This window comes from Paraburkholderia xenovorans LB400 (assembly GCF_000013645.1).
In the GTDB taxonomy this organism is placed as follows: Bacteria; Pseudomonadota; Gammaproteobacteria; order Burkholderiales; family Burkholderiaceae; genus Paraburkholderia; species Paraburkholderia xenovorans.
In genome coordinates this window covers 2,462,578-2,476,098 of record NC_007952.1, presented here as the reverse complement: position 1 = coordinate 2,476,098, position 13,521 = coordinate 2,462,578, and the positions used below count along the sequence as shown (strand labels likewise).

Genomic DNA, 13,521 nt, shown 5'->3' with positions numbered 1-13,521 from the left:
GGATGGCAGGTCGAAGCCGGCTGGTTCGGCGCGGACGCTTTCTCAATTCCGTGCGGGCGAACAATGCCGGCGACTCGCGCGCCTAGACTCCGGAACGTCCGGCTGACTCCTGCGTTCGGCGTTCTGTGTGACGCCACTGCGCAGCGTCTTGCCGGTGACGGCGGATCGCACGGGCGAACGCCACTCACACTGTTCCGAACTTCCAGAAGGTCCCACCCATGTCGCACACTCAATCCATTCTCGTTCTCGGCGCCGGTGAACTCGGCATGGCCGTCTTGCGCAATCTCGCGCGCCGGGCCGCATCGGTGCCGGGCGTGTCGGTCGCGGTTCTGCTGCGCCCTTCCACCCTGCAATCGCACGATGCCGCGCGGCGGAAGGACTTCGCCGAACTGCGCGCGCTTGCCATCGAACTCGTGCCGGGCGACCTGGCCGCGCAGTCCGACGCATCGCTTGCCGCGCTGTTCCGGCGCTTCGACACGGTCATCTCCTGCACCGGGTTTGTCGGCGGCAAGGGCGTGCAGCTCAAGATCGCCCGTGCCGTGCTAGAGGCCGGCGTCGCGCGTTATTTCCCGTGGCAATTCGGCGTGGACTATGACGTCATCGGCCGGGGCAGCGCGCAGGATCTGTTCGACGAACAGCTCGACGTCCGCGACCTGCTGCGCGCGCAAGACCGGACCGAATGGGTGATCGTGTCGACCGGCATGTTCACGAGTTTTCTGTTCGAACCGTCCTTCGGCGTGGTCGACCTGGAACAGAACGCCGTGCATGCGCTCGGCAGTTGGGACAACGCGGTGACGGTCACCACGGCTGACGACATCGGCATGCTGACCGCGGAGATCGTGTTCGCAGAACCGCGCATTGCCAACGAGGTGGTGTTCGTCGCCGGCGACACGGTGACCTATCGCCAGGTGGCGGATTGCGTCGATGCGATGCTTGGGCGGAAGACCCGCCGCGCCGAATGGAGCGTGCCGCGATTGAAAACCGAACTGGCCGGTGAGCCCGACAGTTCGCTCAGAAAGTACCGCGTGGTGTTCGCCGAAGGCGCGGGCGTGTCATGGAGCGTGGATCGCACGTTCAACGCGCAGCGCGGCCTGGCCGTGTGCAGCATGGAGCAATGGATGCGCGAGCACCTTCTGACGAGCGAAGGCGTGTCGCTCCAACAATGATTGCGCAACCGGTCGGAGCATCGGGCTGGAAGGGCCGCCTGGCGGGGCATCTGCGACGTTGAAACGCACCTCGCGCGCGGCCCGCGCAGCGGGCGGCGACCGCCGCGGTCCCGTCAGCGTGTAAACTGCTGACTTTTTGTCTCCGGTGGTATGTTGCAAGCCCCCCAGCGCACCGCGCTCAGCGGCCCGGCGCTCATTCGCTTACTGGCGCGCCTGGCGGATGTCGATGTTCCCGAATCCCGGCAATCGCTCTCGGACCGGCTCAGCCAATGGCTCGGCTGGACCGACGCCATTGCGCTGTCCTCGGCGCTGAACGGCAATCCGCCCGCCGTCGCCGCTGGCGCGCGAACCTTCGGCAGCGCCGAAGAGGCGGATTACGTCCGCGCGCGCAGCTCGCTGGCGAAAACCATCACGGGCGATAGCGTGTTCGCGGTCGCGAGGCGGCACGGCTCCGTGCACGCGTCCTCGCAGAGTGTGCCCACGGAGCCGGCAGCCGACTACGCCGTTTTTCGGCAGCGCTATCTCGCCATCCAGCAGTCGATGGAAACGGGCATCGGCAATCTGCGCGGCCGCCTGCGCGCCATGCTGGCGGCCAGAACGCCCAACATGGCGCGGCTCGCGGTGGTGGACGCGGTGATGGAGCGCGCGCTGAGCGAGCGCGAGCGCAGTCTGCTGGCCGGCGTGCCCGCGCTGCTCGCCGGGCACTTCGAGCGCTTGCGCGCCGCTGAACAGGCGGCGCTGGCCGCTGCCGAGGCCGCAGGCGACGCCGATGCCGACGCCACAAGCGACGCAGCGGCGCCCACGCCCGGCGCATGGCTGAATCTGTTCCGCAAGGATATGCAGAGCGTGTTGCTTGCCGAACTGGAGATTCGTTTACAACCGGTCGAAGGGTTGCTCGCCGCCCTTCGCGCCAGCTAACTGGGACACTATGTCCAGATATCGTATTGATCTCGTTGTGTTTCTGGCAGGTCTGGCCGCTGTGTGCTGGATCGCCGCCGGCTACCTTGGTTCGAACCCGCTGGCGCTGGCCGTCACCTTATTGATCGGCGTTTGCTACCTGGCGGGCGCGCTCGAATTACATCGCTACCGCGAGGCCACCGGCACGTTGACGCGCGCCGTCGCGGGGCTGTCCGCGCCGCCGCCGGCTCTCGGCGCGTGGCTCGATTCTTTGCATCCCAGCCTGCGCAACGCGGTGCGCCTGCGTGTGGAGGGCGAGCGCGTGGCCTTGCCGGGGCCGGCGCTGACGCCTTACCTCGTCGGTTTGCTGGTATTGCTAGGCATGCTGGGCACGCTGCTCGGCATGGTGGCGACCTTGCGCGGCACCGGCATGGCGCTGGAAAGTGCGACCGACCTGCAGGCGATCCGCGCCTCGCTGGCCGCGCCGGTCAAGGGCCTGGGCTTTGCGTTCGGCACCTCGATTGCGGGCGTGGCGAGTTCCGCCATGCTGGGCCTGTTGTCCGCGCTATACCGGCGCGAGCGTCTGCAGACGGCGCAAATGCTCGACGTGAAGATCGCGACGAGCTTGCGCATCTACTCGCAGACGCATCAGCGCGAAGAGGCCTTCAGGCTGCTGCAGCGTCAGACCGAGGTGATGCCCACGCTGGTCGACCGGTTGCAGACGATGATGGCGGCCATCGAGCAGCAGAGCCTCGCGTTGAACGAGCGGCAGATCGCCAGTCAGGAGGCTTTTCACGGCAGAGCCGAGGCCGCCTACACGCGCCTCGCCAGTTCGGTCGAGCAGTCGTTGAAGACGAGCGTGGCCGACAGCACGCGCGCTGCCGGCGCGGCATTGCAGCCGGTCATGCAAGCCACGATGGCCGGCCTCGCGCGCGAAACCGCCGCATTGCACGACACCGTCACGCAAGCCGTGCAGCGGCAACTGGACGGGCTGTCGAGTGGCTTCGAAGCGAGCACCACGACCGTGGCGGACATCTGGAACAAGGCGCTGGCGGAACATCGGCGTTCGAGCGAGGAACTGGCGCAGCACCTGCGCGCGTCGCTGGATCGTTTCACCGGCACTTTCGAACAACGTTCGGCCGGTTTGCTGGACGGCGTCGCCGCACGGCTGGAAAGCGCGGCGGGTGGCGTATCGCAGGCCTGGAACGAGGCGCTGTCGCGCCAGCAAAGCGTCGGCGAGAAGCTTGCGGCGAGCAACCAGCAAGCCTTGGCGGCGGCTGCCGCGACCTTCGAGCAGCACGCGGCGTCTTTGCTGCGCGGCGTGGGACAGTCGCATGCGGACTTGCAGACCGCGTTGGCCTCGAAGGACGAACAGCGGCTCGCAGCATGGACCGAAGCGCTCGGCGCGATGGCCGCGACGTTGAGCAAGGAGTGGGAGCAGGCGGGCGCGCGCACGGCGAGCCGTCAGCAGGAAATCTGCGAGACGCTGGCGCAAACCGCACGCGATATTTCGGCTCAGACCCAGGCGCACGCCAGCAGCACCATCGCCGAGATCGGTCAACTCGTGCAAGCGGCCTCGGAAGCGCCCAAGGCCGCCGCCGAAGTCGTCGCCGAACTGCGCCAGAAGCTCTCCGACAGCATGGTCCGCGACACCGCGATGCTGCAGGAACGCAGCCGTCTGCTCGAAACGCTGGAAACCCTGCTCGACGCGGTCAATCATGCGTCCACGGAACAGCGCACGGCCGTCGACGCGCTCGTCGCCACCTCGGCGGATTTGCTGGAACGTGTGGGGACACGCTTCACCGACCGGATCGAACTCGAAACCGGCAAGCTGGGCTCGGTTGCCGCGCAGGTCACCGGCAGCGCCGTCGAAGTGGCGAGTCTCGGCGAAGCGTTCGGGGCCGCCGTGCAAGTGTTCGGCGAATCGAACGACAAGCTGGTCGCGCACCTGCAGCGTATCGAAACCGCGCTCGACAAATCCCTCGCACGCAGCGACGAGCAGCTCGCGTATTACGTGGCGCAGGCGCGGGAAGTCATCGACCTGAGCGTGATGTCGCAGAAGCAGATCGTCGAAGACCTGCAGCAGCTCGCCGGCCGGCGCGCGTCGGCGGGAGCTGAAGCGGCATGAGCGAGGACATCGACGGCGGCGTGGAGCAGGTCGCGCCGATCTGGCCGGTTTTCGGCGACCTGATGTCGGTGCTGCTGGGCGCGTTCGTGCTGATCCTCGTGGGCGTGATCGGCGTGCAACTGGAGTTGTCGAGCAAACTGGAGCAGGAGGTCAAGCAGCGCCAGTTGGAGACGCAGCGCCGCAAGACGCTGGAGCAGGCGCTGGCGGGGCCGCTCGCGGCCGGGCGCGTGACGCTGGTGAATGGGCGCATCGGTATTAGCGGCAATGTGCTGTTCGCGTTGAACTCGGATCAATTGCAGCCGCAAGGCCGGGATCTGCTGAAGAGTCTGGCCGGGCCGCTGTCCGCGTATCTGCGCGCCAATGACGAAATCCTGATGGTGAGCGGCTTTACAGACGACCAGCGCCTGCGTGAAGGCAATCGCCGTTTTGCCGACAACTGGGAATTGTCGGCGCAACGCGCGTTGACGGTGACGCGCGCGTTGATCGACGACGGCGTGCCCGCGTCGTCGCTCTTTGCGGCAGCGTTCGGCTCCGGGCAGCCCGTGAGTTCGAATGCGGACGAGCAGGGGCGCGCCAGAAACCGGCGCGTGGAAATCGCGCCGGTCCCGCGGCCATCGACCTCCACGGTGAAGCCTCGTGAGTAACGGCGCGAGCGATCCGGTCAGCGCAGCCCGCGCGACGCTCGGCGCCTGGCGCGAGCGCGGCGCCGATCGTCTGGATCCTGTCCGCTTTCATTTCATCGAGGCGCTGGCGCGGCGCGCGGCCGGCCATAGCGGCGAGGCGCGACGTATTCTGGATGACCGGTTGGCCGGTTTGCTGGAAGCCTATGCCGGGCAGATTGAACGCGCGACATCCGCGATTGCCGACACGGACACGGACACGGACACGGACACCGACGCTGACGCGCACACCGCGGCGCCGGCAAACGGGCCGCTGCATGAAACGCTGAAGAGCCTGGTCGACTCCATCGCGAGCCAACCCGCACTCGCGACGACCGGCTTGCCGCGATCCGCCTCGTATCCGGAACTGGCGGAGCTCGATTACTTCAGGGAAGTCTGGTCCAAAGTCCGTACCGAGAAGCAGATGCGGCAGTCGCTGGAACAGGTGCCTGGGAATGCCGGTCCGCTCAATTCGAGCAGCCTCGTGCACCGGGCGCTCTCGCTCATGCGTGAAATCTCGCCGGGTTATCTGAAGCAGTTTCTATCCTATGCCGACGCCTTGTCGTGGATGGAGCAGATCAACGGTGGCGCGGCGCCTTCGGGTAAAGACGTGCCGCGCGCCGGCAATACCGGCAGGAGCAATCGCGGCAAAGCACGCTAGCGTCATATGCGCCGGGATACTTCCGGCGCTTCGTTCAGCTTCTTTCATCATGGTCGATGCTGCTCAGTCGAAATCGAATACGTCGAAAATCGAGCGCTTCTTCTTTTGCATCCGGTAGCCCGTTCGATGATCGTCGTAGCCGCGGTGACTGTCGTACGAGTGGTCCCGATCCCGGTGGCCCTCACGGCTTGCGCGCGTGGCGGCCGGCGCATCGAGATTCGCGGTGTCCTGCGCGATCAGCTTGTCGAGTTCGCCACGATCGAGCCACACGCCGCGGCAGTCCGGGCAGTAGTCGATTTCGATCGAGCGTCGCTCGGTCATCAGCAGGTCGGTGGTCTTGCATACAGGGCATTTCATGGTGTCGCTCCTCAAGAGTACAAAGGCATCGAACGCTCGGTCCGGCGAGCCGCCCGATCCGGAAAAAACTTCTGCCGCTATCGGTCATTGCCCGGTGCCGAGCGCGCGCTTCGATTTCGCGCGGCGCACCAGCATGTTCATCGCCTCGACGAACCCGGAGAACGCCATCGCCACATAGATGTACGTCTTCGGCACGTGCGAGCCAAAACCTTCCGCAATCAGCGTCATGCCGATCACGAGCAGGAAACTCAGCGCGAGCGTGACGATGGTCGGATTGCGATCGATGAAGCGCGACAGCGGGCGCGCTGCGAACAGCATGACCAGCACCGCGCTGATCACCGCGATGAACATGATTGGCATATGGTCCGTCATGCCGACCGCCGTGATGATGCTGTCGACCGAAAACACGATATCGAGCAACAGGATCTGGCCGATTGCACCCGCCACGGTCAACTGGACGGTGCTGGCTGTTTTGTCGCGTTCTTCTTCGGCATGGACCACGTGATGGTGAATCTCACGTGTCGCCTTCCAGACGAGGAACAGGCCGCCCGAGAGCAGGATCAGATCGCGCCACGAAAACGCATGGCCGAACAGCGTGACGGCGGGCGCGGTCAATTGCGCGATCCACGCAACCGTACCGAGCAGGCCCAGCCGCAGCACGAGCGCGAGCATGATGCCAAGGCGCTGCGTGCGGGCGCGTTGTGCTTCCGGCAGCTTGTTGCTGAGGATCGAGATGAAGATCAGGTTGTCGATGCCGAGCACGATTTCCATCACGACCAGCGTGAGGAGCGCTGCCCATGCAGCAGGGTCGGTAACGAGTGCGAGCAGGAAGTCCATAGTGTCGGTTGTCGAATGAATGTGGGTAACGTCGGAATAGCGTCATCATCGCAGTCTCGGCCGTTCGAATAAATCAGTGTTACCCTGAGTGGCATATCGGTTTTTTCGAACTATTACGCCATGCTCAACTATCGTCACCTGTACTATTTCTGGATCGTCGTGAAGGAAGGCGGCTTTGCGCGCGCGGCCGAGCGGCTCGATATGGCGGTTCAGACCATCAGCGCGCAGGTGCGGGAGCTCGAAAAATCGATAGGGCGCCAATTGCTGAAACCCGCCGGGCGCGGCGTCACCATGACGGAGGCCGGCGAAACGGCATTCAATCGCGCGGAGCAGATCTTTCAGCTCGGCGAGGCGTTCCTCGACGAAATGCGCGAGGTGGGCGGGGAAGGCGTGGCGCGGCTCGCCGTCGGTCTTTCCGACGGCATTTCAAAGCTCGCGGCACACGCGCTGCTGGCGCCGGTGCTCGGTACGCCGTCGCTCAGGCTGTTGTGTCACGAGGGCGAGCATGCCGAACTGATGTCGGAGCTCGCGCTGCACCGGCTCGATCTCGTGCTCGCTTGCCAGCCGGCGCCGCACAATGCCGATCTGCGCGTCTTGAGCCAGCGCCTGGCCGGCTCGCCGGTGGACTGGTACGGCCCCGCGGAAATCGTCCGCAAGTCTGCCCGTGCGGGCTTTCCGCAATGCCTCGCGGACGTGCCCCTGCTTCTGCCCACCCGGCACGCTGCGTTGCGCGCGCGGCTCGACCGGTGGTTCGAGGCGCAGGGCATCCGCCCGCGTATCGTGGGCGAGTTCGAGGACAGCGCGCTGATGGCGGTGTTCGCCGCGCGCGGCCTCGGCGTGTTTCCGCTCGCGGAACTGGGCGCGGAGGACCTCACGCTGCTGCGGGGCTTGCGCTGGCTCGGCCGCGCGGACGGCGTGATCGAGGAGATCCACGCCATCCGCTCGCGTCGCGGGCAGCATCATGGGCTCGCGTCTCAAGTGGTGGCCGCCGCGCGGTTATAACTGCGCAGCACATGCGACGGGAGGCCCAGACGGGCCGCGACCGGCGTGAGATTGGGTCCCCACGCGTTCAATACCGCCGCAAGCAGCGCGATTTCGCCGTCCGCCAGATAGTCGTCGGCGACCGCAACGGCCACACACAGGCGAATGACCTTGCGGCGCAGTGCGGGGTCGTCGATCTCGTCGATCAAGGTCGTGAGCATGGCCGGGTCGAGATGACCCACCGGCGGCGCGAGCGAAGGCTGTGCGACCGAGTGGTCTTCACACAGCGTCTGCACGATCCGCTCGAATTGTGCCGGCGCGAGACCGAGTTCGCCGGCAATGTTCAGTCTGTCCAGCACACGTTCTTCCGAACTGCTGACGTGACCGTCCGAGGTGAGCGCCAGCGCGACAATGCGTGCTGCGGCTTGAGGGCTGTTACGCGGATAGGTGCGCATGATAGGGTCCTTTCGCGGACAATGTCCGTAGTGAAGATGAGCCCCAGTCTGCGGTATGTTCCGGATCGGATAAATCTGTTAATTGCGAAACGAAGGTTCGGAAAAGACGAAGCTTTCCGGTAGGCCGTCAAGACCGGACATGGTTGACCGTCGCCGATAAAAAAGAGCGTCAATCGCAAAGACGATCGGCGCTCAAAGGGAAGTCTGCTATCCACGGGTTCACACACAGGATCGCCATCAATGCATTGGCATGGACTGCATGGCAGGTTGCTCGCCCGCTAGCGCATTCATTTGGGCGGCATGCATGGCGGCCACTTTTCTTTCGGCTTCCTGAATGTCGGCGGGGTAGTCGCTTTCGTCACCGCGAGAAGGGTCGTATCCCGCCGCTTCCAACTCCTCGAGTTCATGCCGCACGTCGGCACGCGTGATCTGGTGCGTGCCGGACTTCGGCGACGCCTGCGACATCTGCGCATGGACACCGGTCGATGTAATCAGAAAAGCCGTGCTCACGATGAGCGCTTTGGGCACGGCGCGGATCGCGAACAGGTTCAGCGAGGGTAGTTTCATGTCGATGCTCCTGAATGGACGAGCGCAGTGCCCGAACTCGACATAGGTCGGCAGCAGCGCGCTCTGCACCGGTAAACCATCGAAGTGAATGTCTTATTCCCGGCGCCGGTGCGTCCAAGGTGGGATACGTGAGCAGAAACGCGGGAATAAACACTATTTACGGGCGCCGCTACTGGGCGTTGCCGCTCACCGAATGGGTTCGGCTGTGGGCAGGTCTGAGCCTTCCGCTGTTGCTGATCCAGCATGCGGTGTCCACCCGCCTCGCCGCGTCGCTCTACGGCTTCGAACCGAACTACGAGCGCATTGTGATATCGCTGATCACGAGCGGCACACAAGGCTTGCAGCTTGCCCTGCTTGCACCCGGCTGGCTGCATGGTTGTCTTGGACTGTGGTTGCGTATGCGCCATCACGCCATGGTGCGCAGGGCGAAACCCGTGTTGACGGGAATGCTTGTTCTGATGCCACTGTTGTCGGCCGCGGGTTTCATTCGCATGAAGCACGCGGTCATGGCAGCCAGTGTCGGGCCATTGCGGCCCGACCCGAAACTGGTTGCGAATCAACCGGCGCTCGATGCATGGCGACACGACATCTCGATGCTGTACCTGTCGCTGCTGCTAAGCGCATTCGTGGCCGGTCAGCTACGCAACTCGCTGGAGCGCCGGCGACTCCGGAAGGCGGCGATCGGCGTCTGATTCACAAGACGCGCGAAAAGCCGGGCAATCAGAAGCGATGGCGGATGCCCACGCGGAACGCCAACTGGCTGTCCGCACCCGAACCCGACGGACCGAAGAAGCTCGTGCTGGAGCCGATCTGCGCCTGCACGTCACCCGTTGCCGTGTTGTGGCCCGAAGCGATCTGATAGATACCCAGCGCGTACACGTCGGTACGTTTGCTCAGCGCGTAATCCACGCTCAGGTCGCCCTGATTCCAGTGGCCCGTATTCGCGTTGCTCAAATGCATGTACGTATAGCCCGCGCCGACCGTCAGTGCTGCCGTGAACGCGTATTTCGCGCCCGCATCGTAAGCTGTGAACGTGGTCGCCGCGCCGGTCAGCGTTTCGAAACGCGTGTTGGTGTAGAGCGCCCACAGCGTGGCCGCGCCGATCGTATAGCGCCCGCCCACACCGTACGTACGCAGATCGCGCACGTTGCCCGTCGTGACGTTCGCAATCGTGGTGGAGAAAGTCGGCGCCGCCTGGCTCGGGAAGCGGATGTCCGTGTATGCCGCGCCGACGCTGATCGGACCGTTCGCATAGTTCGCGCCGAAGCTATATGCGCGCGACGAACCCGCGACCGGTGCCGCGGCCGTGCCGCTTGCCGGCGCGCCCGCAAAAGCGCCCGCCTGGTTCGAGAAGCCGTACAACGCGCCGAACGTAAAGCCGGAGAAATTCGCGCTGCTGAACTTGACTGCGTTGTTGATGCGGCTCGACGTCAACTGGTCGACGTCGTTGATGTGATAGGCGTAGTTGCCCGCAACGGTCTGGCTGCCGTTCGAATACGTGCCACCCAGATAGTCTGTCGAAAACGAGTACTGGCGGCCGAACGTCAATGCGCCGACGCCGTCCCGCGACAGTCCGACGAACGCCTGGCGGCCGAACATGGCGCCGCCCTGGCCCAGCGTGCCGTTGCCGCTGTTGAAGCCGTTCTCCAGCACGAACAGCGCCTTCAGGCCGCCGCCCAGATCTTCCGTGCCGCGAATGCCCCAACGGCTGCCCGACGCCACGCCGTCGTCATATTTGACGAGGCGGTCGTGGCTCGTGCCGGCGCGAGCATTGTTCACATAGCTGATGCCGGCGTCGATCAGGCCGTACAGCGTGACGCTGCTTTGCGCATGCGCGTTGAGCGTCACGCTTCCAAGGACGGCGGTTGCGAAGAGAGTCTTTTTCATTTTTCCTTCTTTTTATAGGGTGGCGGCGCAGCGCGTGTTGCTGGCGCAGCGCGACCGGGGTTGGCAAACGGCACCAGACATATCGGACACCCGCGACGAGGCCGCGCCAGGTCGAGCGAGGTCGCTCAGGCGGTGATCGATGTCTGAAGAACGCGAATGAACGGGGGCGGGACAACCAGCACGCTGCGCGTGATCGCCGCTGGCTGACGACGGACGCGTCCAGGCAGCGGCAAATCGTTTCGCAGCGTGAGCGTCTTTGAGAAAAGCGGACCGCCTTGACCGTTATGTCTTGCGGAATATATCGGTCCGTTATCTTTCCGTAAACGGTTTAGTGGGTAATTGTCGTCTTTATGACACACAGTAAAGTGGCGTGCGTCATGGACAGCGGGCGCTCCGTTCGCTGTATCCAGGCGGATATGACCGCAGAGCACGGCGGGAAGGCGCGGCGAAACGGGTGCTCTCCGGCGATTGTCCGGCGCGAGCCGTCACATAGGGATGCCGGCGGCACTCGCTCTGACGACAGCCGTCGGCAGCTCGAAGCAGAAGGTCGTGCCCGTCTCCGCCTTATCGAGCAGACGTATCTGGCTATGGTGCAATTGCAGCATGCGCTGGACGATCAGCAACCCGAGTCCGCCGCCCCGATGCGAGCCGCCGGAGCCGAATGGGCGTTCGAACAGCCCCTCGCGCTGCTCCCGTGGAATACCGGGCCCCGTGTCGCTGAGCATGACCGACACCTTGCCGTCCTTGTGCGCGAGATCGATCTCAATCGATCCTTCGGCGGGCGTGTGGCGGATCGCATTGTCGAGCAGGTTCGTCAGCACGCGCTCGATCATGGCCAGGTCGGCGCAAACATTCGGCAGGCGCGGCGCAATGACCGCTCGCAACCGGATGTGCCGCGCCTCGGCAGGCAATTCGAATTTCTGAAAGACATCCTGCACCAGATCGACCAGCGAAAACTGTTCGAGCGCCGGTTGCACATTGCCGTGTTCGAGCCTGGCCAGTTCGAACAAGGCCTGTGCGAGGCGGCCCACCTTGACGCTTTGTGCGAGCGCGATGGCCAGATAGCGTTTGCGCTCCGTATCGCCTAACGTGTCGGACTTCAACGAGAGTGTTTCGAGGTAGCCGTGCAGCGAGGTCAACGGCGTGCGCAGATCGTGCGAAATGTTGGCGATCAGTTCGCGGCGCTGCTGATCCTGCCGCGTCAGCGCGCGCCATTGTTCGCCGATGCGGTTCGCCATCTGCGCAAACGTGGCTTCGAGGACCGCGATTTCGTCGCGCGTTCCGGCAGCCGGCGAGCGCGGCACACTCGGCTGGATATCGGGCTCGCCTTCCGCGTCGAAGCGGCGCATGGCGTCGGTGAGGCGGCGCAGCGGCCGCGTGATCAGGCCGAATGCGGTCAAACCGGCGAGCAGTCCCAGCAGCGCGACCAGCGCCATCGACCACAACGTCGTGCGCAGTACCGAACTGGCCGCCACGTGCGCGGCAAGCGCGTCGTGTTCTTCGCCGAGCAGGACCACGTAGATATACCCGGACGGCGCCTGCCCGCCCAGTTGCAGCGGCGCGGCGCTGAACACCTTCTTGCCGTCGGGGCTTCGCGGGTCGTCGCCGAGAATCGGCAGCGGCTCGCCCGCGATGAACCGGCGGAGCGGCGTCAGATCCACCTGCGCGCGCCTGACGTGTCCTGCGGGCGCGTCGTCGCCTTCGATGCGGCCTTGATTGTCGAGCAGGTACACCTCGACGCTCGGATTCACCATCATCAGTTGCCCGAACAGTTGCCGGACCGCGTCGGGCCGCAAGCCGTTGGCATCCATCAGCGTGGTGCGATCAGCGATATGGTCGGCGAGGTTGCGCGACAGACCCTGTATGACTTCTTTTTCGTGCAGATCGCTCGAACGGATTTGCAGGAATGCCGATGCGCCGCAGCACGCGAGCAACAGCACGGAAAAAACGAGCGAAAGCCGCTGGGTGAGCGTCAGATTCACGATGCGTCCTTCGGTGCGCCGGTGGGCGCGGGTGTCTCTCCAGGCACGGCGAGCTTGTAGCCGCGTCCCCAGACGGTCAGGATGCGCTCGGGCTGGGCCGGATCGGCCTCGATCTTCGCGCGCAGCCGGTTGATATGCGTGTTGACGGTGTGCTCGTAGCCCTCGTGCTGATAGCCCCACACGGCATTGAGCAGGTCCATTCGCGAGAACACCTTGCCGGGATGCTGCGCGAAGTAATACAGCAGGTCGAATTCGCGCGGTGTGAGTTCGATCGGCTTGCCGTTGGCGGCCGCCTCGCGCGTGAGCGGATCGATCGAGAGCCCGGCAATCCGCAGATTGCCGGCTTCGATCCGCGAATCTTTCGCGAGGGCGTCGACGCGGCGCAGCAGAGCCTTGACGCGCGCCACCAGTTCCAGCACGGAGAACGGCTTGGCGAGATAGTCGTCCGCGCCCAGTTCGAGGCCGAGAATACGGTGCACCTCGCTCGAACGCGCGCTGGTGATGATGATCGGCGTATAGCGTGTCATCGCGCGGGCGCGCCGGCAGATTTCCAGTCCGTCGACGCCGGGCAGCATCAGATCGAGAATCAGCGCATCCCAGCCGCCCTGTTCCAGCAGACGCAGCCCTTCATTGCCGTCGGCACTATGCACGACTTCATAGCGCTCGTCGCGCAAATGAAGGCTCAGCACGTTGGCAATGTCGACGTCGTCTTCGACGATCAGGATGCGCTTCGGATTGTCCATGTTGGCTTCAGCGGCGGTTCAGGGTGTGGTTCAAAAGCAGGACCGGGAAAGGCGGCCATTGCGTCATTGTGCAAAATTTCCCGGCAGCGAGTTATCACATTTAATTTAACTTTTCGTGAGGACTTCGGGATGGGTGGCGCTCTAGCATGTGGGCACTTTCCGCAATATCAGGCCCTGGATGAACTGTACGCCGGCTGCCGC

13 protein-coding genes and 1 pseudogene are annotated in these 13,521 nt (G+C 64.5%); 7 read left to right on the top strand and 7 right to left on the bottom strand.

Translation table 11 applies throughout. The features are described 5' to 3' along the window. Positions 1-218: 218 nt before the first annotated feature. The 5 genes from BXE_RS32925 to BXE_RS32905 all read left to right on the top strand — a co-directional run bounded on the left by BXE_RS32925 (position 219) and on the right by BXE_RS32905 (position 5,511). A complete protein-coding gene (locus BXE_RS32925) occupies positions 219-1,166 on the top strand; it encodes an aromatic alcohol reductase (protein ID WP_011492453.1) in 948 nt (315 codons plus the stop codon). A gap of 150 nt (positions 1,167-1,316) precedes the next feature. After that, positions 1,317-2,084: a DUF3348 domain-containing protein gene (locus tag BXE_RS32920; protein WP_011492452.1), complete on the top strand. Its 768-nt coding sequence runs from the start codon at positions 1,317-1,319 to the stop codon at positions 2,082-2,084. Positions 2,085-2,094: 10 nt separating this feature from the next. After that, the gene (locus BXE_RS32915) at positions 2,095-4,191 is read left to right on the top strand and encodes a DUF802 domain-containing protein (RefSeq protein ID WP_011492451.1); all 2,097 of its coding nucleotides are present in this window, start codon (positions 2,095-2,097) and stop codon (positions 4,189-4,191) included. After that, positions 4,188-4,835, top strand: a complete 648-nt coding sequence (locus BXE_RS32910) for an OmpA family protein (RefSeq protein ID WP_011492450.1) — start codon at positions 4,188-4,190, stop codon at positions 4,833-4,835. The genes BXE_RS32915 and BXE_RS32910 overlap by 4 nt, the downstream gene beginning before the upstream one ends. Next, a complete protein-coding gene (locus tag BXE_RS32905) occupies positions 4,828-5,511 on the top strand; it encodes a DUF2894 domain-containing protein (RefSeq protein WP_011492449.1) in 684 nt (227 codons plus the stop codon). The genes BXE_RS32910 and BXE_RS32905 overlap by 8 nt, the downstream gene beginning before the upstream one ends. Before the next feature lie 63 nt (positions 5,512-5,574). Here the strand turns inward: BXE_RS32905 and BXE_RS32900 are convergent, their stop codons facing one another. Both BXE_RS32900 and BXE_RS32895 read right to left on the bottom strand, forming a co-directional pair. Beyond that, positions 5,575-5,868 (bottom strand): zf-TFIIB domain-containing protein, encoded by a 294-nt coding sequence (locus BXE_RS32900; RefSeq protein WP_011492448.1) that lies wholly within the window; start codon positions 5,866-5,868, stop codon positions 5,575-5,577. A gap of 84 nt (positions 5,869-5,952) precedes the next feature. Further along, positions 5,953-6,705, bottom strand: a complete 753-nt coding sequence (locus BXE_RS32895; RefSeq protein ID WP_011492447.1) for a TerC family protein — start codon at positions 6,703-6,705, stop codon at positions 5,953-5,955. Between the two features lie 120 nt (positions 6,706-6,825). Here BXE_RS32895 and BXE_RS32890 point away from each other — a divergent pair, with 120 nt between their 5' ends. Beyond that, positions 6,826-7,707 (top strand): LysR family transcriptional regulator, encoded by an 882-nt coding sequence (locus tag BXE_RS32890; protein WP_011492446.1) that lies wholly within the window; start codon positions 6,826-6,828, stop codon positions 7,705-7,707. On the opposite strand, the gene BXE_RS32885 is transcribed toward BXE_RS32890, so the two are convergent. Together BXE_RS32885 and BXE_RS32880 are read right to left on the bottom strand one after the other, a co-directional pair. After that, a complete protein-coding gene (locus BXE_RS32885; protein ID WP_011492445.1) occupies positions 7,680-8,141 on the bottom strand; it encodes a TerB family tellurite resistance protein in 462 nt (153 codons plus the stop codon). The two genes, BXE_RS32890 and BXE_RS32885, sit on opposite strands and share 28 nt — an antisense overlap. Positions 8,142-8,378: 237 nt before the next feature. Further along, on the bottom strand, positions 8,379-8,708 hold the full coding sequence (locus tag BXE_RS32880) for a DUF4148 domain-containing protein (protein ID WP_011492444.1): 330 nt from the start codon (positions 8,706-8,708) through the stop codon (positions 8,379-8,381). Positions 8,709-8,854: 146 nt separating this feature from the next. On the opposite strand from BXE_RS32880, the pseudogene BXE_RS32875 reads away from it, so the two are divergent. Further along, a pseudogene (locus tag BXE_RS32875) lies at positions 8,855-9,400 on the top strand (hypothetical protein); the annotation flags it as partial. 28 nt (positions 9,401-9,428) lie between these two features. Here the strand turns inward: BXE_RS32875 and BXE_RS32870 are convergent. From BXE_RS32870 to BXE_RS32860, 3 genes are all read right to left on the bottom strand, one after another. After that, entirely contained in the window at positions 9,429-10,595 is a 1,167-nt protein-coding gene (locus BXE_RS32870) for a porin (RefSeq protein ID WP_011492442.1), read from the bottom strand. A gap of 485 nt (positions 10,596-11,080) precedes the next feature. Continuing rightward, entirely contained in the window at positions 11,081-12,577 is a 1,497-nt protein-coding gene (locus BXE_RS32865; RefSeq protein WP_011492440.1) for a HAMP domain-containing sensor histidine kinase, read from the bottom strand. Then, positions 12,574-13,320 carry a response regulator transcription factor gene (locus tag BXE_RS32860; RefSeq protein WP_011492439.1) on the bottom strand — a complete coding sequence of 249 codons (747 nt, stop codon included), beginning with the start codon at positions 13,318-13,320 and terminating at the stop codon, positions 12,574-12,576. The genes BXE_RS32865 and BXE_RS32860 overlap by 4 nt, the downstream gene beginning before the upstream one ends. Between the last annotated feature and the right edge of the window lie 201 nt (positions 13,321-13,521).

Bases quoted from the DNA above. Each gene is read 5' to 3' on its own strand.
- BXE_RS32920 (WP_011492452.1), top strand. From the start codon at position 1,317: ATGTTGCAAGCCCCCCAGCGCACCGCGCTCAGCGGCCCGGCGCTCATT.
- BXE_RS32860 (WP_011492439.1), bottom strand. From the start codon at position 13,320: ATGGACAATCCGAAGCGCATCCTGATCGTCGAAGACGACGTCGACATT.
- BXE_RS32885 (WP_011492445.1), bottom strand. From the start codon at position 8,141: ATGCGCACCTATCCGCGTAACAGCCCTCAAGCCGCAGCACGCATTGTC.
- BXE_RS32925 (WP_011492453.1), top strand. From the start codon at position 219: ATGTCGCACACTCAATCCATTCTCGTTCTCGGCGCCGGTGAACTCGGC.
- BXE_RS32870 (WP_011492442.1), bottom strand. From the start codon at position 10,595: ATGAAAAAGACTCTCTTCGCAACCGCCGTCCTTGGAAGCGTGACGCTC.
- BXE_RS32910 (WP_011492450.1), top strand. From the start codon at position 4,188: ATGAGCGAGGACATCGACGGCGGCGTGGAGCAGGTCGCGCCGATCTGG.
- BXE_RS32915 (WP_011492451.1), top strand. From the start codon at position 2,095: ATGTCCAGATATCGTATTGATCTCGTTGTGTTTCTGGCAGGTCTGGCC.
- BXE_RS32895 (WP_011492447.1), bottom strand. From the start codon at position 6,705: ATGGACTTCCTGCTCGCACTCGTTACCGACCCTGCTGCATGGGCAGCG.
- BXE_RS32900 (WP_011492448.1), bottom strand. From the start codon at position 5,868: ATGAAATGCCCTGTATGCAAGACCACCGACCTGCTGATGACCGAGCGA.
- BXE_RS32890 (WP_011492446.1), top strand. From the start codon at position 6,826: ATGCTCAACTATCGTCACCTGTACTATTTCTGGATCGTCGTGAAGGAA.
- BXE_RS32880 (WP_011492444.1), bottom strand. From the start codon at position 8,708: ATGAAACTACCCTCGCTGAACCTGTTCGCGATCCGCGCCGTGCCCAAA.